The 23,589-nt window shown below is 34.6% G+C and carries 23 protein-coding genes; 15 read left to right on the plus strand and 8 right to left on the minus strand.

Translation table 11 applies throughout. The features are described from left to right. The first annotated feature begins 146 nt into the window (after positions 1-146). The 8 genes from miaB (at position 147) to RQM59_RS08880 (ending at position 9,088) form a co-directional block, all read left to right on the plus strand. The gene (miaB, locus tag RQM59_RS08845) at positions 147-1,601 is read left to right on the plus strand and encodes a tRNA (N6-isopentenyl adenosine(37)-C2)-methylthiotransferase MiaB (protein WP_349241744.1); all 1,455 of its coding nucleotides are present in this window, start codon (positions 147-149) and stop codon (positions 1,599-1,601) included. Between the two features lie 3 nt (positions 1,602-1,604). After that, on the plus strand, positions 1,605-2,831 hold the full coding sequence (locus tag RQM59_RS08850; RefSeq protein ID WP_349241745.1) for a sigma-54 interaction domain-containing protein: 1,227 nt from the start codon (positions 1,605-1,607) through the stop codon (positions 2,829-2,831). Between the two features lie 87 nt (positions 2,832-2,918). Continuing rightward, the gene (locus RQM59_RS08855) at positions 2,919-3,425 is read left to right on the plus strand and encodes an LptE family protein (protein WP_349241746.1); all 507 of its coding nucleotides are present in this window, start codon (positions 2,919-2,921) and stop codon (positions 3,423-3,425) included. Further along, positions 3,419-4,135 carry a DUF8458 domain-containing protein gene (locus tag RQM59_RS08860; protein WP_349241747.1) on the plus strand — a complete coding sequence of 239 codons (717 nt, stop codon included), beginning with the start codon at positions 3,419-3,421 and terminating at the stop codon, positions 4,133-4,135. Before RQM59_RS08855 ends, RQM59_RS08860 begins: the two co-directional genes overlap by 7 nt. Beyond that, positions 4,132-4,464, plus strand: coding sequence for a preprotein translocase subunit SecG (gene secG / locus RQM59_RS08865; RefSeq protein ID WP_349241748.1), 333 nt, complete (start codon positions 4,132-4,134; stop codon positions 4,462-4,464). The genes RQM59_RS08860 and secG overlap by 4 nt, the downstream gene beginning before the upstream one ends. Positions 4,465-4,639: 175 nt before the next feature. Next, positions 4,640-4,915: a co-chaperone GroES gene (locus tag RQM59_RS08870; RefSeq protein WP_349241749.1), complete on the plus strand. Its 276-nt coding sequence runs from the start codon at positions 4,640-4,642 to the stop codon at positions 4,913-4,915. A 27-nt stretch (positions 4,916-4,942) separates the two neighbouring features. Next, a complete protein-coding gene (gene groL, locus RQM59_RS08875) occupies positions 4,943-6,577 on the plus strand; it encodes a chaperonin GroEL (RefSeq protein ID WP_349241750.1) in 1,635 nt (544 codons plus the stop codon). A gap of 96 nt (positions 6,578-6,673) precedes the next feature. Further along, positions 6,674-9,088: a hypothetical protein gene (locus RQM59_RS08880; RefSeq protein ID WP_349241751.1), complete on the plus strand. Its 2,415-nt coding sequence runs from the start codon at positions 6,674-6,676 to the stop codon at positions 9,086-9,088. A 3-nt stretch (positions 9,089-9,091) separates the two neighbouring features. Here RQM59_RS08880 and RQM59_RS08885 read toward each other — a convergent pair whose 3' ends face one another. The 8 genes from RQM59_RS08885 to xrtF all read right to left on the minus strand — a co-directional run bounded on the left by RQM59_RS08885 (position 9,092) and on the right by xrtF (position 15,607). Then, positions 9,092-10,189 (minus strand): DUF3179 domain-containing protein, encoded by a 1,098-nt coding sequence (locus tag RQM59_RS08885; protein ID WP_349241752.1) that lies wholly within the window; start codon positions 10,187-10,189, stop codon positions 9,092-9,094. After that, positions 10,186-11,154, minus strand: coding sequence for a TonB-dependent receptor (locus RQM59_RS08890; protein ID WP_349241753.1), 969 nt, complete (start codon positions 11,152-11,154; stop codon positions 10,186-10,188). Before RQM59_RS08890 ends, RQM59_RS08885 begins: the two co-directional genes overlap by 4 nt. A 91-nt stretch (positions 11,155-11,245) precedes the next feature. After that, the gene (locus RQM59_RS08895; protein ID WP_349241754.1) at positions 11,246-11,497 is read right to left on the minus strand and encodes a heavy metal-binding domain-containing protein; all 252 of its coding nucleotides are present in this window, start codon (positions 11,495-11,497) and stop codon (positions 11,246-11,248) included. Continuing rightward, positions 11,494-11,865: a heavy-metal-associated domain-containing protein gene (locus tag RQM59_RS08900; RefSeq protein ID WP_349241755.1), complete on the minus strand. Its 372-nt coding sequence runs from the start codon at positions 11,863-11,865 to the stop codon at positions 11,494-11,496. Before RQM59_RS08900 ends, RQM59_RS08895 begins: the two co-directional genes overlap by 4 nt. 2 nt (positions 11,866-11,867) lie before the next feature. After that, positions 11,868-14,108, minus strand: coding sequence for a TonB-dependent receptor (locus tag RQM59_RS08905; RefSeq protein WP_349241756.1), 2,241 nt, complete (start codon positions 14,106-14,108; stop codon positions 11,868-11,870). Positions 14,109-14,183: 75 nt separating this feature from the next. Next, positions 14,184-14,597 carry an HYC_CC_PP family protein gene (locus RQM59_RS08910; RefSeq protein WP_349241757.1) on the minus strand — a complete coding sequence of 138 codons (414 nt, stop codon included), beginning with the start codon at positions 14,595-14,597 and terminating at the stop codon, positions 14,184-14,186. A 48-nt stretch (positions 14,598-14,645) separates the two neighbouring features. Beyond that, a complete protein-coding gene (locus RQM59_RS08915; protein WP_349241758.1) occupies positions 14,646-15,077 on the minus strand; it encodes an exosortase F system-associated membrane protein in 432 nt (143 codons plus the stop codon). Beyond that, entirely contained in the window at positions 15,074-15,607 is a 534-nt protein-coding gene (gene xrtF, locus RQM59_RS08920) for an exosortase family protein XrtF (RefSeq protein WP_349241759.1), read from the minus strand. Before xrtF ends, RQM59_RS08915 begins: the two co-directional genes overlap by 4 nt. A 68-nt stretch (positions 15,608-15,675) precedes the next feature. On the opposite strand from xrtF, the gene RQM59_RS08925 reads away from it, so the two are divergent. The 7 genes from RQM59_RS08925 to rodA all read left to right on the plus strand — a co-directional run bounded on the left by RQM59_RS08925 (position 15,676) and on the right by rodA (position 23,547). Beyond that, positions 15,676-16,128, plus strand: a complete 453-nt coding sequence (locus RQM59_RS08925) for a GAF domain-containing protein (RefSeq protein ID WP_349241760.1) — start codon at positions 15,676-15,678, stop codon at positions 16,126-16,128. Positions 16,129-16,434: 306 nt separating this feature from the next. Next, positions 16,435-17,961: a bifunctional phosphoribosylaminoimidazolecarboxamide formyltransferase/IMP cyclohydrolase gene (gene purH / locus RQM59_RS08930; protein WP_349241761.1), complete on the plus strand. Its 1,527-nt coding sequence runs from the start codon at positions 16,435-16,437 to the stop codon at positions 17,959-17,961. Positions 17,962-18,032: 71 nt separating this feature from the next. Beyond that, positions 18,033-19,061: a rod shape-determining protein gene (locus RQM59_RS08935; RefSeq protein WP_349241762.1), complete on the plus strand. Its 1,029-nt coding sequence runs from the start codon at positions 18,033-18,035 to the stop codon at positions 19,059-19,061. A gap of 21 nt (positions 19,062-19,082) precedes the next feature. Beyond that, on the plus strand, positions 19,083-19,919 hold the full coding sequence (gene mreC / locus RQM59_RS08940) for a rod shape-determining protein MreC (RefSeq protein WP_349241763.1): 837 nt from the start codon (positions 19,083-19,085) through the stop codon (positions 19,917-19,919). Continuing rightward, on the plus strand, positions 19,912-20,415 hold the full coding sequence (gene mreD / locus RQM59_RS08945; RefSeq protein WP_349241764.1) for a rod shape-determining protein MreD: 504 nt from the start codon (positions 19,912-19,914) through the stop codon (positions 20,413-20,415). The genes mreC and mreD overlap by 8 nt, the downstream gene beginning before the upstream one ends. After that, positions 20,412-22,292, plus strand: coding sequence for a penicillin-binding protein 2 (gene mrdA / locus RQM59_RS08950; protein WP_349241765.1), 1,881 nt, complete (start codon positions 20,412-20,414; stop codon positions 22,290-22,292). Before mreD ends, mrdA begins: the two co-directional genes overlap by 4 nt. Continuing rightward, positions 22,273-23,547: a rod shape-determining protein RodA gene (gene rodA, locus RQM59_RS08955; protein WP_349241766.1), complete on the plus strand. Its 1,275-nt coding sequence runs from the start codon at positions 22,273-22,275 to the stop codon at positions 23,545-23,547. The genes mrdA and rodA overlap by 20 nt, the downstream gene beginning before the upstream one ends. Positions 23,548-23,589: the final 42 nt, after the last annotated feature.

A 23,589-nucleotide genomic window follows, 5' to 3' on the forward strand; every position in this document is an offset into this window, starting at 1 on the left:
GATTGCAAAAGTAGTTAGTTTTTTTTTATTAACTTTTTTAATGTTGATTTTAGATTCTATTTTAACAAAACATTACACCCTAATTTTCTGCCAATTTGTCATAATTTTTGATTTTTGGTTGTATCTTTGTACATCATTTTTTGAGTATGGAACAGATCGAAAAAATTATAGACGAGAAGATACAAGGCCAAGCCCTTGTTACTGATAATAAAAAAGAGAACACTAAAAAACTCTTTATAGAAAGCTATGGATGTCAAATGAATATGAATGACAGTGAAATTGTAGCTTCCATTTTAGCAAAAGAAGGATTTAATACTACGCAAAACCTTGAAGATGCAGACCTGGTATTAGTTAATACATGTTCAATTCGAGAGAAAGCAGAAACTACGGTTCGAAATAGATTGAGAAAATACAACGCTGTAAAAAAGATCAATCCAACTATGAAAGTAGGGGTTCTTGGCTGCATGGCTGAACGCCTGAAAGAGAAATTTCTTGAAGAGGAAAAAATTGTAGATCTGGTTGTTGGACCAGATGCATATAGAGACTTACCTAACCTTATAGAGGAGGTAGATGCTGGTAGAGATGCCGTAAATGTAATCTTATCTAAAGATGAAACCTATGGTGATGTATCTCCAGTACGCTTAAATAATAATGGAGTGTCAGCATTTGTATCTATTACTAGAGGGTGTGATAATATGTGTACTTTTTGTGTTGTCCCTTTTACCCGAGGAAGAGAGCGTAGTAGAGATCCTAAAAGTATTATCGAAGAGGTTCGCGAAATGCAAGAAAAAAATTTCAAAGAGATCACATTGTTAGGACAGAATGTTGATAGCTACTTGTGGTATGGAGGAGGTTTGAAAAAAGACTTCAAAAAAGCTTCAGAAATGGCACAAGCGACAGCTGTCGATTTCGCTCAATTGTTAGATCTGTGCGCCATTGAATTTCCCAAAATGCGCTTTCGCTTTTCTACATCGAATCCTCAGGACATGAGCTTAGATGTTATTCATACTATGGCGAAACATAAAAATATTTGTAAGTATATACATTTACCTGTTCAAAGCGGAAGTAATACAATGCTGAAAGCCATGAACAGACAACATACACGAGAAGAGTATATGGAACTGGTAGATAATATCTTTCGAATTATCCCTGAAATGGCATTATCTCAAGATATGATTGCTGGATTTTGCGGAGAAACGGAGGAAGATCATCAAGATACTTTAGCGTTGATGGAACATGTAAAATATGACTTTGGCTTTATGTTCGCTTATTCAGAAAGACCAGGAACATTGGCTGCTAAAAAAATGGAAGATAATGTTCCGCATGCCACTAAAAAAAGACGCTTGCAAGAACTCATTGATTTACAATTAAAACACAGCTTATACAGAACACAACAGCATTTAGGGAAGACAGAAGAAGTTTTAATTGAAGGTACCTCTAAAAAAGATCCGAATAAATGGAAAGGAAGAAACACCCAAAATACAGTAATTGTATTTCCTAAGGAACATTATAAATTGGGTGACTTTGTAAATGTAAAAGTTGAAGACTGCACCTCAGCAACATTAATTGGAACTGCGGTAGATTATTCAGATAATAACTAGACTATGGAAAATTTACAGGCAATAAAACAACGTTTCGGGATCATTGGTAACGATCTACTCTTAAATCGTGCTATTGAAAAATCAATTCGCGTGGCACCTACAGACATTTCTGTATTAGTTGCAGGAGAAAGTGGAGTTGGTAAGGAAAGTATCCCTAAGATCATTCACCAATTATCACACAGAAAACATGCAAAATATATTGCAGTAAACTGTGGAGCTATCCCAGAAGGAACGATTGATAGTGAACTGTTTGGTCATGAGAAAGGCTCCTTTACGGGAGCCACACAAGACAGAAAAGGATATTTTGAAGTAGCTGATGGCGGAACTATTTTTTTGGATGAGGTAGGAGAACTTCCACTGACAACTCAGGTTCGTTTATTGCGTGTTCTAGAAAATGGTGAGTTTATAAAGGTAGGATCTTCTAAAGTTCAGAAGACAGATGTACGTATCGTTGCAGCGACCAATGTAAATATGCAAGAGGCAATTGCTAAAGAAAAGTTCAGAGAAGACTTATATTATAGACTTAGCACTATTGAGATTCATTTACCTGCATTGAGAGATCGTAAAGATGACATTCACCTTTTATTCAGGAAATTTGCGGCAGATTTTGCTCAAAAATATAGAATGCCTACGATTCGATTAGAAGAAAATGCTGCGAATCTTTTATTAAACTATCGTTTTCCAGGGAACATCCGACAACTCCGAAATATAGCAGAACAAATCTCCGTTGTGGAAGAGAACAGAATGATTTCTGCCGAAAAACTGAGTCAATACCTACCGAACCACCAAGGAAATTTACCAGCCGTCATAGGTGGAACTGGTGCAAGTAATGATTTTGCTACCGAACGAGATATCATGTATAAGATACTATTCGACATGCGAAATGACATCAACGATCTCAAGAAGCTTACGTTGGATATCATGCAGAATGGGAATATTGAAAAGGTGCAAGAGGAAAATCATCAGTTATTAGAGAAAATATATGAGGAGCAAACAAAAGAAAGTGCTCCGGTAGAGGTTCTTCAAATACCAAGTGTACCAAATACACAGAGCAATTATGATTTTGTCGAGACTATAGAAGAGCAAGAAAGTCTTTCTTTACAGGATAAAGAGATCGAAATGATTAAAAAATCTTTAGAAAAAAACAATAACAAAAGAAAATTGGCTGCAAAGGAATTAGGGATTTCGGAACGAACTTTGTACAGAAAAATCAAACAGTACGATCTATAACCTGTATATTTCGATGCAATTTTCTATCTTTCGATTTCATTGCTGCATAGAGAATCATTGGAAGCAACAAAACATTTTGACTTTAATATGAAAAAACAACTTTTAATAGCACTACTTATTATCTCAACTTTAGGTTTGGTTGGTTGTGGAGCATATTCTTTTACTGGAGGTAACGTTGGCGATGCTAAAACAATTCAAGTAGATTATTTCCCAAATCAAGCAGCACTTGTAGAACCGCAACTAAGCCCTTTATTTACACAAGAGTTACAAGATCTTTTTATTCGTCAGACGAGCTTGAGCTTAGTCCCAAGTGGTGGAGATATGCGTTTTGAAGGAGAGATCACAGGATATCGTGTCAATCCTATGAGTGCAACCTCTCAACAAACGGCTGCTCAAAATAGGTTGACCATTTCAATAAATGTTCGTTTTTTTAACAGATTAAAACCTGATGATGACTTTGAAAAGCAGTTTTCTTTTTACTCAGATTTTGCTGCGGATGCACAATTGACGGGAAGTGTACTAGATGCTGCTCTCGAAGAAATTATAGACAGACTTACTCAAGATATATTTAATTCCTCTGTTGGGAAATGGTAATAACACCTCAAGAATACATATCAATTCTAAAAAATCCTGAAACACTTGAAGTAGATCAGCTACAAGGAGTAAAATCTATTGTAGAATCGTACCCTTATTTTCAATCTGCTCGCGCTATCTATTTGAAAGGTTTAAAAGATCAGGATAGCTATAAGTATAACAGCGAGCTCAAAGTAACTGCTGCCTATACTAATGACAGAACATTGCTTTTTGATTTTATTACCTCTAAAGCTTTTGATCCTCAAAACAACATTCATAATGCTATTCAGCAAAAATTATTGTCAGAGCAACCTAAGGAGGTTCCTATTGAAAAGGAACTAGAACTTGGAAAACCTTTGACCTTTGCTAAAACAGAGACGCATTCATTCAATCAATGGCTTCAGCTTTCCGTTAAAAAACCTATTGTCAGAGGCGTTTCGAATACTAAAGAAACTGTAGTTGATAAAGAATCTATTATAGATCGGTTTATTAAAAGCAATCCAAAAATTTCACCTGCGAAAAAAGGAGAGGAAATCGACATATCAATACCAAAAAATAGCTCTGATTCTTCTTTAATGACAGAAACATTAGCTAGAGTCTATTTAGAGCAAAAAAAATATGATAGTGCCATTAAAGCTTATAAGATTTTAAGTTTGAAATATCCAGAAAAAAGTGGTTTCTTTGCAGACCAAATTAAAAGAGTAAAAAATTTACAAAAATATAGATCATGAGTTATACGGCATTTTTAATATTAATCATTATCGTTGCGATTGCTTTAATATTAATTGTTATGGTACAGAACCCAAAAGGTGGAGGATTATCTTCTTCTTTTGGAGGTGGAGGAGCACAATCTTTAGGTGGTGTTCAGAGCACAAATAATTTCCTAGACAGAACAACTTGGACATTGGCTATTGCTATGTTTGCATTAATTTTATTGGCAAACTTCGCTATTCCAAGAGTCAATAGTAATACAACAAACATTGATAGCAAAATAGACGGAATAGAGAATACAACAACTCCAACAACGCCTCCAGCTACGAATGACTCATTACCTAAGTAATTAGAGAACGAACAATATTTGAATGCCAACGTAAATGACACGTTGGCATTTTTTTTACAACTCCTTTCAAAGAATAAAACAGTACTTTGAAAAAATGTCAGTTTTCGCGCAATGGCATAGTTTCTGACTACTTTTTACAAGAAAATTTAAAATAAATACTCAAAATTTATATACAATGGGAATACACATTAAACCTCTTGCAGATAGAGTTCTTGTAGAACCTGCACCAGCCGAAACTACAACAGCTTCAGGAATCATTATTCCAGACAATGCTAAAGAAAAACCGCAACGCGGAACTGTTGTAGCTATTGGCACTGGAAAAAAAGACGAGCCTTTAACCGTGAAAGTTGGAGATACAGTGTTGTACGGGAAATATGGTGGTACCGAATTAAAATTTGAAGGAAAAGATTATTTAATGATGCGTGAAAGCGACATCATGGCAATTGTTTAATTTTTAAACGAATAAAAAACTAACAAAATGGCAAAAGATATAAAATTTGATATTGAAGCACGCGATGGATTAAAACGTGGTGTAGACGCATTGGCAAACGCTGTAAAAGTAACACTAGGGCCTAAAGGAAGAAATGTGATCATTTCCAAGTCTTTCGGAGCACCGAATGTAACCAAAGATGGTGTTTCTGTTGCTAAAGAGGTAGAGCTAGAAGATGAGCTTGAGAACATGGGAGCACAAATGGTAAAAGAAGTAGCTTCTAAAACCAATGATCTTGCAGGAGATGGAACTACAACAGCTACCGTATTAGCACAAGCTATTGTAAAAGAAGGATTAAAGAATGTAGCCGCTGGCGCAAATCCAATGGATCTTAAAAGAGGAATTGACAAAGCTGTTTCGGCAATTGTAGCCGACTTAAACAAACAATCTAAAGAAGTAGGTAACTCTTCTGAAAAGATTCAACAAGTAGCTGCTATATCCTCTAACAATGACAATACGATTGGAGACCTAATCGCAACTGCTTTTGGTAAGGTAGGTAAAGAAGGTGTTATCACCGTAGAAGAAGCAAAAGGAATGGACACCTATGTGGATGTTGTTGAAGGAATGCAATTCGACAGAGGGTATTTATCTCCATACTTCGTAACGGATGCTGACAAAATGGTTGCAGATCTAGAGAATCCATATATTTTATTATTTGATAAAAAAATCTCTAATTTACAAGAGATTCTTCCAATATTAGAACCCGTTGCACAATCTAGCAGACCCCTATTGATTATTGCAGAAGATGTAGATGGTCAGGCACTAGCTACATTGGTGGTAAACAAATTACGTGGCGGATTAAAGATTGCCGCTGTAAAAGCTCCAGGTTTTGGAGATAGAAGAAAAGCCATGTTAGAAGATATTGCCATCTTAACTGGAGGAACAGTGATCTCAGAAGAAAGAGGGTTTACCTTAGAAAATGCAACTTTAGATCTTTTAGGAACTGCCGAAACAGTAACCATAGATAAGGATAACACTACCATTGTAAATGGATCAGGAAATGCTGATGCTATTAAGGCAAGAGTAAACCAAATCAAAGCACAGATAGAAACGACTACTTCTGACTATGATAGAGAAAAATTACAAGAGCGTTTAGCAAAATTAGCTGGCGGTGTTGCTGTATTATATGTAGGTGCTGCCTCTGAAGTAGAAATGAAAGAAAAGAAAGATAGAGTAGACGATGCATTACATGCAACCAGAGCTGCTGTAGAGGAAGGAATCGTTGCTGGTGGTGGAGTTGCCTTAGTTAGAGCTAAAAAAATGTTAGAGAAAATAACAACAGATAATTTAGACGAAACCACAGGAGTTCAAATTGTGAACAAAGCTATTGAATCTCCTTTAAGAACTATTGTTGAGAATGCTGGTGGAGAAGGATCCGTGGTAATAAACAAAGTTCTAGAAGGGAAAAAAGACTTTGGATACGATGCAAAATCTGATCAATATGTAGACATGTTGGAGGCGGGAATTATCGACCCTAAGAAAGTAACAAGAGTTGCGCTTGAGAATGCAGCTTCTGTTGCGGGTATGATTTTAACTACGGAATGTGCATTAGTAGACATTAAAGAAGATGCGCCTGCAGCGGCTATGCCTCCAATGGGTGGAGGAATGCCAGGAATGATGTAATTTCTTGTATAGTATATGTATAAAAACCTCGGAAATTTCCGAGGTTTTTATTTTGGAATAGTTTTTGTATCTTAAAATCAAGAAAAAACTAAAACTATGAAACTAAAACTAACCGCCCTAACTTTTGCATGCGTCCTTATTTCATTGACTTCTCTGGCTCAAAAGAACTTAGCAAAAATTGACTCCAGCTATGTCAACTATTTTCAGGACACACGAGAAACGCCATATCTACATCTAAATAAGACGTCATTTTTAAGTGGTGAAGAAATATGGTTCAGCGCATATGTAATAGAACAAAACTCGCAAAGACCACATCCTACTACTTCCAATTTATATATATCCATATTCGATGCTTCTGGCAATCTAAAAGATCAACAACTTGTTCATGTTAAAAAAGGATTGGGGTATGGTAGCATCAATATAGATTCAACTTTTACCAAGGATCACTATTATTTAAAAGCCTCTACTAAATGGATGAAAAATTTTAAGGAAGACCAGTCTTTTTCTCAAAAAATCAAAATCGTCTCGTCTCCTAAAAAGAAAATAACAGAAAGCACAAAGTCTGAAAAGGACTATTTCGAATTCAAACTTTTTCCAGAAGGCGGGCATTTAGTTGCGAACACAATAAATAATGTAGGGATCTTGATCAAAAACGCGAATAACAAGGGTCAAAAAATTCAAAAAGGTGTAATTAAAGATGAACAGGGAAATATTCTTAAAACGTTTATAACCAATCATCTTGGTTTTGGAAAAGTTAAACTTTTTTTTAGTGAAAATAGTACATATACATTCGAAGCCACACTTGAAAATGGTTCTATTGTATTCGCAAAAACACCCAAAATATCTTCTCAAGGAATCTCTTTACAAGTAGAGAACAATGAATCAAAACAATTGAAAATCAATATCGGCACCAATGAAAATACTTTAAAAAGGATAGCAGGAAAAAAATATACTGTAGTAGTACATAATACAAGAACTTACCTGAAATACGCACTCCCCATTAACAGCAGCATGACCAATTATTCGCTCTTATTAAGAAAAGAGCAATTACCGAAGGGCATGAACATCATTACTGTATTTAATGAACAAAGCATCCCTCTTGTGGAGCGTCTTATTTTTATTAATGATGATACGCTATACAGCAACGTCTCAATTGACAAAACCTTTTATGGTAAAGATTCTATTAACATCAGTTTTGAAAATAAATCTAGTGAAAGTGTCTTTTTAAGTGCTTCTTTTTTACCTCACGAAACAAAGGCTTATAACCCGAAACACTCCATTAGGACTGCTATCTTATTAAAACCATATATTAAAGGTGATATCGAAAATTTCCAATATTACTTTCTTAAAAATGACAGAAAAAGACGTGTAGACCTAGATCTATTATTGTTAACTCAAGGATGGAGTAAGTATAGTTGGGATCACATTTTTAATGCACCTCCTAAACTATATAACCCTTTCGAATACGGTATAGATATTACAACAAACGTTAATAAACGATTAAATAAAAAACAAACTGTATTGATGTATTCTCCTGAGAATAAGCTCGTAAGAGAAATCAAGAACCTTGAGAGTTCCTACATTTTAAAAAATTCGTTCATCAAGAAAAATTCTATTATCAATTTTGCTTTAAAATCAAAAACGGGGCTATTCAAAATTACACCTGTAATGTCTTATTCGAATAGTTCTTTATCCGATTCCTTTGCACCTAGCACTACTTTTCTTGAGAAAAGTGAATTAGAGATTTCAAACTTTAAAGATTTGTCTAAGGATATTGAGGTATTAGATGAAGTCGTGGTTAAGGCTGCCAAAAAAAGAGAATATGAAAATGATGCGTATGGATTAAATACAATGTTGTTAGGAATCAAAATGGAGAACCTTATCATCTCTTCAGGAGAAACTGTTTTTGACTTTTTAAGACTTAGAGGATATAACATATACACGACAGTAAATGGCAATGTTGTAATAGGCGCAAGAGGCATTTCTAACTTAGGTTCGAGAGGTCTAGGGGCCCAATCCAGCGGAGACGAAAACTTTGCCCCTGCGGAACAAGAAGAGGAAAATCTATTTAAGACAGGTGTTAGAGTTTTTCTAAATGGAGAAGAGGTATCACAAAATTTATGGATAGTCGAAAACATCTATCTAAACACTGTTAAGGAGATATTCTACGGAAGAAATCATGACAATAGAAGTTCAGAACAGGTACATATCTTTACATTATCTCCGTTAGAGTACGATGTTAGACGTGCAGAATATACCAAAGTAAAGCTACCAATTGGTTTTGCAGTAGAAAAGAAATACTATAGTCCCAAATACCCAACTTTTTTCGATGACACTTATAAAAATTATGGAGCAATTTTCTGGAAACCCAACGTTGTTATAAAAGAAAGTTCGAAAACTAGTATTACTGTTCCAACTCATTTACAAGATGCCTTCAACATATATATCGAAGGAGTTTCTGAGTCAGGTAAATTGATCTCTATAAAAAAGACCATTGAGCTTAAAAATTAGGTTCTAGTTATAAATAATAGGATTGGGGTAAAACAACGCCAAAGCAAACCAATAACTGTTAAACGATTTTGTTACTTTTAGCTTTTGGCCAGCTCTAGGGCCTTCTATTGCCTCTCCGGTAATTAACCATTTATTACCTTCGTTATCAGTAAAGAATGAGCCCGATCCATTAAAATTGTATGTAAATGTTAAATTATTTTGTGAAGTATTTAACTCAAATGAATTAATAATATGTTCATTTCCTACCACCAAAACATTTTTCCCTCCAAAACCATCTTTCACTGCTTTTCCCCCTACAAACTTATCGAAGGTATATGCTTTAGATAGGTTACTAATTAAAACCGCATGCACACGTTGCTTATTTGGCAGAGCAGGATTCAACGGGTCGAGTGGAAATAGGAAAAAATCCTGATCTGTTCTGTATGGTCCGTAAGGGTAACTATTATAATTTCTATTTAAATTTTGTTCATTCGCCAATACCTTGGTATTGGGATACATTGTTTTCCAGGTATCCCAATTTGTTTCTAAAATTTCTTGATTTCTTGGCACCTCTCCAATAGACTCACCGTTGACACACTCTAACGTCAATTGAGACCAATTACTTTCTGTCAAACGATCGTATAATATTAAATTAGTATTGTATAACAGTCCAGAAACACCAAAGGTGGTCTCTATACCTCCTACTTTTGATTCCCACGAAAAAGCAGATCCTGTTAAAGGACAATAATTCAAAGTGAATTTCTCCCCTCCAATTTCATCATTTACTACTTCATGCCAGTCCAATATTCTATGCGGATATGCTCGTGCTTCACCTCCTTTTATTATCCCTATAACCAAATCATTGGGCAGCATATATGTATTTACTACTGGGTTATTTGCTTCGAAAAAAATAGGAGCATCAATAGAAGGAATACCATCTCTTCCCGGACCACCATCTATTACTTTATTCACAGGTATTGACCAAAAATTTGTGTTATTCCCTCCACCGGAATTGCCTCCGCCTGAATTGCCTCCACCGGCTGTTCCATCATCACTTCCTCCAGAGGAGCAAGCATAAATGGTAAGCAATGCCATTAAATAATATGTGAGTCTTGTTTTCATATTGTGTTGTTTATTTGGAGTCCTCTTTTCTTCGATAATTGAATCGAGACCCCAGTACTTATTCGATATGTAGGTGTTAGTTGTGTTCCTCTCACATTGGCATATAAAGGGACTTCTAACCTCGTTGTAAAGAGTATCTGAGGAGTTAGGTTTATTGAAAAATCTGGAATCAAAAAGACCCAATTCCCGCCTGTACTCGTAATTTCATTTCCATCGATCATATCTCTTTTAACATCTCTAAACTTAAACGATATGCTTGGCACAACAATCTGTTTGAACAAAAGAAATTGATCTGATACACTTAAAAAAGCTTGAAATTCATTTCCAAACTTATACTTACTGGAACCTAAATACTCATTGTTAGTTCCAGTAGATCTATACGTTAATCGAGTAGAGAAATTCATAGATTGCCTAAAGCTAAATCGCTTAGAAAAAGAGGTGATATAAATAATGTCTAACGCATTACTTCCTGGCTGCAAATCAGCATTCAACGTGATTCCTGCATCATTCTTATTCGTCGTAGATCCAATCGGCAGCTTAGCTCCCGCACCCACAGATATCTCATAGTCGGATTTATTAACAATTCTGTACCTTCCAAGAACAATCGCATCACCTATCCCAGATGTTTGATCCAAATTTGAATTACCAAATTGTGTTATATTTCTCCGTTGATTTACCCATGTAAATAAACCTTCTACAGAAAGATTATCAGAGATGCTATAACCTAGGTTTACCAGAACAGAATGTGTGATACGAAGCCTAGAATCATCATTTAGAGATTCCCTTCCGTCGTTCAACGTATTAAGATTATTGTAATCGTAAAACATTCCGATTTGCCAGGTCCCTTTTTCCAAAATAGGAAGCCCTATATTATTAGACAAAGGCACTCCTCCGGAGCAACAAGTTTGTGAGGTTGCGTAGGTAATGCTCAAAAGCATAAAGAATAATACCAGTCTAATTTTCATTGTCTTCAAATATCCTATTTGAACGTCGTAATTATCAATTAATCCTTACAAAAAAGAAAGCCTTAAGTTAAACTTAAGGCTCTCATAATGATTAATGTTTGTGTTCCTTTTCGGAATGATCATGCTCTTTCTTCTTAGTAACTTTTCGCAAGTTCATGTGACAAACTGGACATTTACCTTCCTCTTTATAGGTTTTGCCTTTTTCACAATCCATAGGGCATTGATACACCTCTTTTTGGCTTAACTCCACCTTCTCATGTTTCTCTTCTTTCTTTTCTGTCTTACAAGAAATAGATACCCCCACAAAAACTATCAATACAATGGCAACTATATATTTTTTCATTGCTTCTCGTTTTTATGGTTATCAACTACTTTCTTATCTCGATACTTACAGCAAGGATCAATACTGTTGTATACATGATCTTTGGCGCGTATACCCTTCGTGTCATGTCCAACAGCAGCAATATTCTTCTGAATCGTCTTTACATCTGTTTTGCGTTCATCAATAATCAACGAAAGCATATGCGTCTTCACATTCCATAGAGCAAACTTTACACCTTTGGTATTTAATGCTGCTTTTTCTATTCTTTTCTTGCACATCATGCAAACACCATCCACTTCAATAGATACTTTCGCATTCTTTCTTTTCTTCTGTGCTTCTGCCGAGAGACAGATCATTAAAAATGATAATATAAAAATTGTTTTTTTCATCGTTAATCTAATTTAAATCGTAATCCTGTGTAAAACATTCTCCCAAAAATCGGCCCATAAACAATTGTTGTATCGAAATGATTTCCAAAAGGATCATCGTTAGCTAAAATAGGGCTTTTTTGCCTAAAATTTGTCAGATTCTCTCCTCCAATATACACTTCAAATTGTTTCGAAAACACTTTGGTAACCTGTGCATTTAACAAACTATAACCTTCAGAGTTCTCTGAAAGTTGATATGGAACCGGGTTACTTGATGTATCTGGTAATCTTTGTGATCCAATATGATTGTACGTTATATCAAATTTCCATTGCTTATCTTCTTCTTTTTTGTCTGTTTCATAAGACATGTTTGCAAAAAATCGATCTTTTGGCGTTAATGGTTTTATCAATTTCCCTGACTGATAATCAGTTGCAATATCATAATATTTATAGGCCAAACGAATGTTTAAACTTTCTGCTAATTTGTAATTTACTTCAGTTTGAAAACTATTTGCATAGCTTTTTCCATTCAAGTTATAGAAGGAAATTTCTTGAGGATTTTCCCAATCTACCACCACTTGATTTTGGAAATTGGTTCTGTAAAAATCAAATGTAATATCTCCTTTTTTATCGAACAACATAAAACCTTGGAGATATGAAACTCCATAATTCCAAGCTACTTCGGGATCTAATCCATAGATTTTCCCATTAGAAGATTGAATGTTTATTTGCCTAGAGCTGCCAAATAATTGTTGATTTTCCGCAAAGATATTAGCGCTTCTTCGTCCTTGACCGATAGAAGCTCTAAATACTCCTCTTTCCCATGGCACATAACGAACATGTAACCTTGGTGTAACAAAAGTACCTAGTAAATTATGACTGTCTACTCTGATTCCCGCGGTCAAACTAAAATCATCTGAATTATCATATGCATATTCGAAAAAGGCACCAACGGAATTCTCATTTCTACGATACATATTTAGATTTACCAACTCTTCATAGGAATCATGAGTAAAACTAATTCCCGTAGAAAATTTACTTCGGGTATCTCCAATAATGGAATTAAAAAGCAAGTTGGAATATATACTTTGATGTTTAATATCATATACATTCAACCCAAAATATGAATCCTGTTCGTGATTGCTATAGGCAAACTGAAACCCAAAACTCTGGAAGGGTAATTCAGGAAAAACATATCCTAGTTTTGATGAAAAGTCAAACCTTTTAGTATGAATCTCACTTCCCCAAAAGTTTGTAGTTCCCTTATCAGTTTCTGGATTAAAATCTAATTCTCCTGTTTGCTTTTCATCATCCATATATCTGAAATTGATAAAACTTACCCATCCTTTTTCAGGATCCGTATATTGCCAACGGTTCATCACATTAATTTGTTGCATTAACGGAAAATCAAGAAACCCATCACTATTATTGTCAAACTTTTCACCTCTATAATTACCATGTATATACACACCTGTCTGCCATTTTTTAGATACTCTTTGGTTAAAATGTGTATTCAATTCTAATCTACCTCCTAAAGAACCATAGGCATTCAAGAAAAATTTCTTATCCGTAAATGGTTTTACTAGTTCTGCATTTATTTGTCCAGAAATACTTTCGTATCCATTAATAACACTTCCTGCTCCTTTAGTAATCTGAATACTCTCTACCCAAGTACCTGGTGTAAATGTTAAACCATACACTTGAGCCGCACCGCGTATAGAGGGAATATTCTCCTGCGAGATTAAAAGATAAGGACTCTTAAGTCCCAACATTTGAATCTGTCTTGTTCCTGTTAGTGCGTCAGAAAAGTTAACATCAATTGACGGGTTTGTTTCAAAACTCTCCGCAAGATTACAACAGGCAGCTTTGAGAAGTTCATCACTATTAACAGTAAATACATTTGCCGTCTGAATAAAAGATTTTTGCGTTGCTTTCTTCTTGCTTGAGATCTTAATCTCATCTAGTTCATTTTCAGGGGTCAAAAAATGATGTATCGGTTTTAAACTCGCTATAGTTAACGTGTCCGTTTTATAGCCCACATAACTTATCACCAACTTTTTATACGTAGGTTTATACGGAATTTCAAACCACCCTTTTTCATTGGTTGTACTTCCTACTGTGGTATTTAACCAATAGACGTTTACACCGAAAACACCTAAATTATCTTTAGGGTTACTCCTATCCATAATCATCCCCTTAAATGTTTGCTGTGAGAATGATTGTATTGAAATCAGCAATAGTATGCTGATTATTATTTTTTTCATTGTTGAATTTAATTTTAATTTATAACATGACTTTTTCCATCTAAAAAAGATGAATGTTTTACGTTAAAATTAAAATCAGATCAGAAAAGTTTGGTGCAATACCTGAATATCGTCATCGACATCCGGAGGCGGAGGTTCGGAAAGAATCTTGTTAATGATTATCCGTTCCTCGAAAGAATTAATATAAGAAACCGCAAAATAAACTACCGCAGCGAATTCCTTTGTGTTGAATTTAAATGTTATCGTTTTATCTAAAACCTCTGGTTCTATAATTTCTACAACATCTTTGCAGCAATCCTTTTTTATAGTTTGTTCATCTTCACAGTCATCTTCAGCAGGCATCATTCCGCAAGCACTCGACTTTCCAAAATAAGAGACGTCTACCAATGTTGAACCACAAAAATGTGACGTAATTGCATAAGAGTTAGACACTACTAATATCATTAATGCCAAAAAGATAGCTTGTATTTTGAGATAAACTTGCTTCATTTATTGATGCAAAGTTACTACATGATTTTTAAATAGAATTGTTAAAGTTTATGAATTCCGAAGTTTTTGATAGTAAAATGCTGGTAAAAGCAACAATAAAAACAGTGGTTGAATTATAAATCTTCTCACATAAAAAGGAAATAAATACCCGGATCTAAATTCATCTCTCAATTGTAAAACGAATACAAAAATCAAAATCATAAAAGCGATCATTAACAGAGATCCTGTGAATTTCACATGTTTCTTTTTTTTGAATAGGAGATAGATTATAGCAATAGTGATCAATGAATTCAATGTATACCTAAAGAGCATATCGACCACCAAATGCCAGGTATCAATCTCTGGCATTGTTTTATATAAATAATCGTTTTGGAAATAAACAATTAACGGGTCATAAAACAAGTCCATCTCATATGCTCGTATCAAAAAAAGCAATACGAGTAATACAACAATCAACGCTATTCTAACTGGTCTTGTCATTTTTTATAATTAGAAAATTTATGAACCCATAATACCCACAGCAAGAACGTAAACCCATATATGATCAATGGAAAAATAACATTATGAAGTAAAATCTGGTTATCAGGATACTTGTGCAGCATAATAGTCAAGAACGCTATCCTTAAGATATTAATTATATATATAAGCACACTACCAACAATAGCATACAGTATCGTAGCTTTAAGTGTTCCTGGAAAGGCTATAATAAAAGCAATAAATAAAATAATAATGCTAATCGAATTGCATCCTTCTATTACTCTGGCTGTATACTGCCCATCTACAATTAATTTCACGGACATTTCCTCTTCGTGCTGCATGTTTGCAACGTTATACCCAAAAAAACTCAAGACATCTTCTGTTTGTTCGGCCACCTTTGTAGTAATAGGAGCGCAAACAAATACATCACCTTTTTTTTGTGTTTTTTGTAAGTAAAGTGAATAAAAAACGAATAGTATAAAATAACTAGCAAAAAATTTAAGTAAAAAAAGAATGACCTTTCTTTGTTTCATTGATGAGTAATTTTAATTTATTTTTGCAATCTTATTTTTTGCTGCTTACTTAACAAATATAAAAAAATATGAGCATAGATAATTTAAAAACTCAGGTAAATCAAATCATTATTTCAGATTCAAGTAAAGAAGTTAAGCTTCAAAATATTTGTGATCTGCTAGAGAATACTGTCTCTTATTATGACTGGGTGGGTTTTTATTTTAAAAACGGAAATAAAGAAGAGCTTAAATTGGCTCAATATACGGGAGAACCTACAGAACACACGATCATTCCTTTTGGAAAAGGGATTTGTGGTCAAGTAGCCGTCAGTAACGAAAACTTTGTTGTACAGGATGTCTCTTCTCAAGACAACTATATTTCTTGTGGTTGGAAAGTGAAATCCGAAATTGTAATTCCAATTTTTGTAAACGACGAAAATATTGGACAAATTGACATTGATTCTCACAGCGTGAACCCTTTTACAGAAAAGGATGAAGAGCTTCTTGAGTATATTTGTGATAGAGTTTCTACAATCCTATAGTGCTTTCTGATCTTTTTGCGTTTTTTGGATATGTAAAAAAAAATCCCTTTATTTGTTTCAATCTTTTTAAACCCCCTATAATGAAAAGAACTAGACAACCTATTGGCTTGTTTATAAACAGGCTGCTTACGCTTAAAAAATCCAAAAACAATTTGAAGAGTTACAAGAATTACACCTCAATGGTGGATAATTTTTTGTCTAGAATGCAAGCAGAATAAGGATATTTTCATATCCTTATTTTAGCTTGGATTTAAATTGTTTTAACAATTCACATTTAGTAGATTTGTGTGCTTAACAACACAACATATGAGCAACACAAAAACTATTAAATCTGCATTGATTTCTGTCTTTCACAAAGACGGATTGGAGCCTATTGTGAAAAAACTGAAGGAATTAAATGTTAGCATTTACTCCACAGGAGGTACAGAAAAATTCATTACCGATCTTGGCATTGATGTAATTCCTGTCGAAGACGTGACTTCATACCCTTCAATCTTAGGAGGGCGTGTTAAAACGTTACATCCTAAAGTATTTGGCGGAATATTAAACAGACAAGATCATGAAGGCGATATTGCCGAAATGGAAGCGTTTCAAATTCCACAATTAGATCTTGTAATTGTAGATTTATATCCTTTTGAAAAAACGGTAGCTTCAGGTGCCGATGAACAAGATATTGTAGAGAAAATTGATATTGGCGGCATCTCTTTAATACGAGCGGCGGCAAAAAACTTTAAAGATACTTTTATTGTTTCTTCTATGGATCAGTACGATTCGTTTTTAACATTGATCTCAGAAAACAAAGGGAAAAGTTCAATATCTGATAGAAAAAAGTTTGCAGCCAAAGCGTTCAATATTTCTTCTCATTATGATACCGCTATTTTTAATTATTTTAATGAAGACGAGGTCGTATTCAAAGCAAGTGAAATGACATCAAAGACCTTACGATATGGAGAGAACCCTCATCAAAAAGGATATTTCTTTGGAGATTTAGAGGCAATGTTTGACAAATTACATGGTAAGGAGTTAAGCTATAATAACTTGCTAGATGTTGATGCTGCGGTGAATTTGATGAATGAGTTTGCAGGTGAAGCGCCTACGTTTGCTATTTTAAAACATAATAATGCTTGCGGTTTTGCGCAAAGAGATACTATTCACCAAGCATATGTGGATGCTCTAGCTGGCGATCCTGTTTCTGCTTTTGGAGGAATCCTTATTGCCAACGGAAATATTGATAAAATAACTGCCGAAGAGATTCATTCTCTATTTTGTGAAGTAGTAATTGCTCCATCATTTGATGATGACGCTTTAACAATCTTAAAAGGCAAGAAGAATAGAATTATTTTGATTCAAAAAGAAGTTGAATTACCAAATCAAATAGTGCGTACTTCTTTAAATGGCTTGTTAGTTCAAGATAAAGATGGTAAAACCGATAGTATTGAAGATTTATCATATGCCACACAAAATAAACCGACAGAAAAAGAGTTAGAAGATTTAATCTTTGCCTCTAAAATCTGTAAGCATACCAAATCTAATACGATCGTTTTGGCTAAAAACAAGCAGCTTTGTGCAAGCGGAACAGGACAAACCAGTAGAGTTGATGCCCTAAGACAAGCAATAGAAAAAGCGACTAATTTTGGTTTTGATCTAAACGGAGCAGTCATGGCTAGCGATGCTTTTTTCCCGTTCCCTGACTGTGTAGAGATTGCGGATAATGCAGGAGTAAAAAGTGTGATTCAGCCAGGTGGATCTATTAAAGATCAATTAAGCATAGATTACTGTAATTCAAATAGTTTATCTATGGTATTTACAGGAACAAGACATTTTAAACATTAATTTATTAATTGTATTTTAAACAAGTAATTTTAGTAGATTTGTAAGAATACACAATACACAAAGAATATTTTATGGGTTTTTTCGATTTTATGACGGAAGATATCGCGATCGATCTAGGAACTGCAAATACGTTAATTATACATAACGGAAAAGTAGTGATAGACAGTCCTTCAATTGTGGCAAGAAATCGAATGACCGGGAAAATTATTGCAACAGGTAAAGAAGCCAGTTTAATGCAAGGAAAAACGCATGAGAACATTAAAACCATCAGACCTTTAAAAGATGGTGTTATTGCAGATTTTCAAGCATCGGAAGAAATGATCAAGGAATTTGTAAAGAAGATTCCCGCAATCAAGAAAAAATTCTTCCCACCTGCCTTAAGAATGGTAATATGTATTCCTTCTGGAATTACTGAAGTTGAAAAACGTGCCGTTAAAGATTCTGCAACGCATATGAATGCTAAGGAGATCTACCTGATCTACGAACCTATGGCTGCGGCTATCGGAGTTGGAATTGATATTATGGAGCCAAAAGGAAATATGATCATTGATATCGGTGGCGGTACCACAGAAATTGCTGTAATTGCGTTAGCAGGTATTGTATATGACCAATCCGTAAAGGTAGCTGGAGATCTTTTTACCAATGATATTATGTATTATATGCGAACACAGCATAACCTGTATGTAGGTGAATCTACGGCTGAAAAAGTAAAAATAAATATTGGCGCTGCCACTGAAGACTTAGATACTCCTCCAGAAGACATGTTAGTTCAAGGAAGAGACCTTTTAAGTGGTAAACCCAAACAAGTACAGGTGTCTTTTAGAGAAATTGCAAAAGCTTTGGATAAATCCATTCTTAGAATTGAAGATGCCGTTATGGAGACCTTATCAAAAACTCCTCCAGAGTTGGCTGCAGATATTTATAATACTGGTATTTATCTTGCAGGTGGAGGCTCTATGCTCAGAGGTCTTGACAAAAGACTTTCACGTAAAACCGATTTGCCAGTTTACGTTGCAGAAGATCCTTTAAGAGCTGTAGTACGAGGTACAGGTATTGCATTAAAAGAGCTAGACAAATACAAAAGTGTTTTAATGAAATAGCCTTAAAACTCGTTTTGTCTTATGCAGCAACTTATCTATTTTATCCAGAAGTATAAATACTTTCTATTTTTTCTTCTACTAGAATTCGTTGCACTCTTTTTCACGATAAACAATCATTCTTTTCATAAAAGTAAATTTATAAGTTCTGCAAACTCTTTAACTGGAGGTTTGTATGAAAAGGCCAGTGAATTTTCAGAGTACTTAGATCTCAAAACAACAAATGAAGGGTTGGCAAAAGAAAATACACGTTTAAAAAATGAGCTTGAAAAAATCAAGAATAGTGTTGATTCAACTGTTACTTCTACTGTTAACGATTCAACAGTATATTATCAAAAATATACATACACATTAGCCAAGGCTATTAATAACAAGTTTAGCGCTACTTTTAATTTTTTAACCTTAAATAAAGGAGAAAAAGACGGAATTAAAGTGGAAATGGCAGTTACCAATGACAAAGGTATCATTGGAATTACCGATCAAGTATCTGGTAACTATACGCGCGTTCGTTCTATCTTGAATAAAAATAGTAGTATCAATGCTCGAGTAAAAGGTGATAGCATCTATTTCGGGAATTTAAAATGGGATGGTAAAGACATTCGAATTTTGCAATTAGAGAATATTCCAAGACAGGCTGTTGTAAAGGTCGGAGATACCGTTATAACAGGAGGGAAATCGACCATTTTCCCAGAAGGTGTTTTAATAGGTACCGTGAGCAACATTAACGCTGCGAATTCAACAACTTCTAGCACCATCAATGTTCTACTTTTTAATGATATGAAGAATATTAGGCATGTCTATGTGATTTCAAACCTTGACAAAGACGAAATAAGAACTGTAGAAAACAACAACAATGAATAGAATTTATTTGATTATTGGGTTGGTTCTACTCTTGTTTTTCCAAGTGTTTATTTTGAACAATATTAACTTTTTAGGATATATAAATCCCTACCTATACGTGTTATTTGTTTTTGTTTTCCCGGTAAGTAAGAATAGATTCCCTTTACTTTTTATGGCCTTTTTATATGGTTTGCTTGTAGATCTATTTTCAGATTCAGGAGGGATCCATGCTTTTTCTTTGCTCTTTGTTGCGTATATAAGGATCCTATTAATAAAGACCATCTTTCAAAAATCAGATACAGATTTATCCCTTTTTAAACTTAAATCCGAGTCTTTTGGAAAAGTTTTTAACTATGTGGTAATTTTAACAGTTATACATCACTTTATATTGTTTTCTTTAGCTAATTTTAGTTTCCAGAATTTTTCTGGTGTACTTTTGAATACGCTTTTTTCTAGCGTTTTTACGTTGATATTGTATTTTTTTGGAACCTTTATTTTTAGTAAAAAATCTCAATGAAAAGGAGTTTTTTGTTATACTTTTTAATTACTAGTATTGGCCTACTTTTTATAGGAAGGCTTTTTCAGCTGCAGTTATTACAAAATTCTTCCGATCAGGTAACACAAAATTCATCTGTAAAAATTATTTTTGACTATCCCGAACGTGGATACATTTATGACAGAAACGGCAAGTTACTTGTTGCCAACCAGTTGTCTTATGATGTAATGGTGGTGCCTAATGAAGTAAAACCACTAGATACTCTTGAATTTTGTTCCTTACTTAAGATTGACACAGCGTACTTCAAGAAAAAGTATCGAAGAGCTCGAAGATATTCTCCTTGGCTGCCTTCCGTTTTTCTCAAGCAGCTAGCAAAAGAAGATTTTGCTTATCTACAGGAAAAATTACACAAGTTCAAAGGATTTTATATTCAAAAAAGAATTATCAGAGATTACCCTATTAAGTCTGCTGCTAATGTTCTAGGGTATATAAGTGAGGTTAACGAAGAGATCGCCAAAAAGAATGATTACTATCAACAAGGTGAACTTATCGGTGCTTGGGGTGTAGAAAAACAATATGAAAAAGTACTACGTGGCATCAAAGGCAAGAAGCATTTGCAAAGAGACCGTCTTAATAAAATCATTGGTCCTTACAGAAACGGGATATACGATTCTCTTCCTGAAAATGGAAAAGATGTTACATTGACTATCGATAGTGAATTGCAACAATATGCCGAGTTTTTAATGAAGGGAAAACGTGGTGGAATTGTAGCAATTGAACCAAATACGGGCGAAATACTTGCGCTAGTAACTGCTCCGAGTTATGACCCAAACATGATGGTGGGTAGAAAACGTTCAAGGAATTCTGTACTCCTTTTTGGAGATACTATTAATAATCCAACCTACGATCGAGGCTTACAAGCAATCTATCCTCCTGGATCGCCATTCAAATTATTAAATGCATTGATTGGATTACAAGAAGGTGTCATTAACGAACAAACACCTTTTTACTGCTATCATGGATATAGATATGGCAGAAAAAAAGACGACATTATGGGCTGTCATTGTGAAATATATGGAAAGCCCATTCGTTTGCACACGGCCATATCTAAATCTTGTAATAGCTATTTTGCCAACACCTACAAACGTATCGTAGAAAAAGATAATGACCCAGAAAATGGACTTACCAATTGGAGCAATCATGTCAAAAGTTTTGGTCTAGGAAACTATTTAGGTTACGACCTCCCTTCTGGTCAGAAAGGGTTGATTCCGAATGGAAAATATTACAATAAGATGTATCGATATAAGTGGAATGCTTCTACTAATATCTCTAATGCCATAGGTCAAGGAGAAATTTCTACAACTCCAATACAATTGGCAAATGTTACTGCGGCCATTGCAAATAGAGGCTTCTTCTACACCCCTCATATTGTTAAGAAAGTTGGTAATCAAGCAATGAAAGATTCGGTCTATTCTGTCAAGAAAATGACCTCTATAGCGCCAAGGTATTTTAAGCCAATTATAGATGGCATGGAAGAGGTTTTTGAGACAGGAACTGCTAAATGGGTAAAAATAGAAGGTGTTGAGATTTGCGGAAAGACAGGTACTGCTGAGAATTCTGCAAAGGTTAATGGCGTCATGGAACAACAACCAGATCATTCGATTTTAGTTGCGTTCGCTCCAAAAGAAAATCCAAAGATTGCCATTGCTGTTTTCATCGAAAATGGAGGGTTTGGATCTCAAATCGCTGCCCCGATTACAAGTCTTATGATAGAAAAATACTTGTTTAAAAAAGTAAAAAGAAAATGGATCGAAGATTATATCTTAAAAAAAGATCTCTATCCTATATATAACCGACAACTTACAAAAGAGCAGATCGTTGAGAGCGGAACGGAATAATATTTTTTATGGTATAGATTGGACATTGATCATTGTCTATATGTTGCTGGTCAGTTTTGGCTGGATGAATATTTATGCTGCCTCTTCTGATAATGACTCTGAGTTATTTGATTTTTCTACAAAATATGGAAAGCAATTATTGTGGATATTATTAAGTATTCCTCTAATCATAATTACACTTTTTTTTAATTCAAAGTTTTACGAAAAGTTTGCCAGTATATTCTATATGGTTTCATTGGTGAGTCTGGTAGGTTTATTCCTTTTTGGAAAAAATATCAATGGGGCTACTTCTTGGTATAATTTTGGCGGCGCAAGCCTACAACCTTCCGAGTTTGCCAAGGCTTTTACTGCGCTTGCTGTTGCCAAATTAATGAGTGATCGAAAATATAATTTAGGGCTACTTAAAAATCAGATCAAGGCTTTTATTATTATTTTCCTCCCAGCTATTTTAATTGTTTTACAACCAGATGCTGGATCGGCACTAATATACCTGTCCTTCTTCTTTGTTTTAAATAGAGAAGGACTAACATTAGCATATCTTATAGCGGGTATTTCTGCGATCGTACTTTTTATTTTAACTCTGGTTATTGCTCCCTGGTTACTTACGCTAATTCTTTTCTCCATAATTACATTATTTGTACTCTATGCCCTTTATAAGAATAGTCGTTTTTTACGGTTTAACTGGATAAAAGTTCTTGGACTTTATACCGTTATTGGTGCATTTATCTTTAGTTCAAGTGTTATTTACAATGATGTCTTTGAGCAACATCATAGAGATCGATTTGAAATTTTATTAGGAAAGACATCCGACACTCAAAGAATTGGGTATAACACCAATCAATCTATTCAGACTATTAGTTCGGGAGGCTTAGCCGGTAAAGGATTTCTAAAAGGAGATAAAACGCAAGGTGATTTCGTACCAGAGCAGCATACAGATTACATTTTTAGCGTTGTTGGTGAAGAATGGGGTTTTTTGGGAAGTACCTTGGTAATAGTTCTGTTTATGATTCTTCTCTATCGAATAATCTACCTTGCGGAAACTCACAACAATAAGTTCGGTAGAATCTATGGATACGGACTAGCATCCATTCTTTTTTTCCATCTCATTGTTAATGTGGGAATGGTTATTGGGTTACTGCCGACAGTAGGGATACCACTTCCTTTTTTCAGTTATGGCGGCTCTTCGTTATGGGGCTTTACGCTATTGCTCTTCATCTTTATTAAATTAGATGCTCATAAGAACTACGATTGGTAATTGCACCTACCAATAGGCATAAAAAAAGCGCTCTGAAAAAAT

This window comes from Asprobacillus argus, from assembly GCF_032248395.1.
Lineage (GTDB): Bacteria > Bacteroidota > Bacteroidia > Flavobacteriales > Flavobacteriaceae > Polaribacter > Polaribacter argus.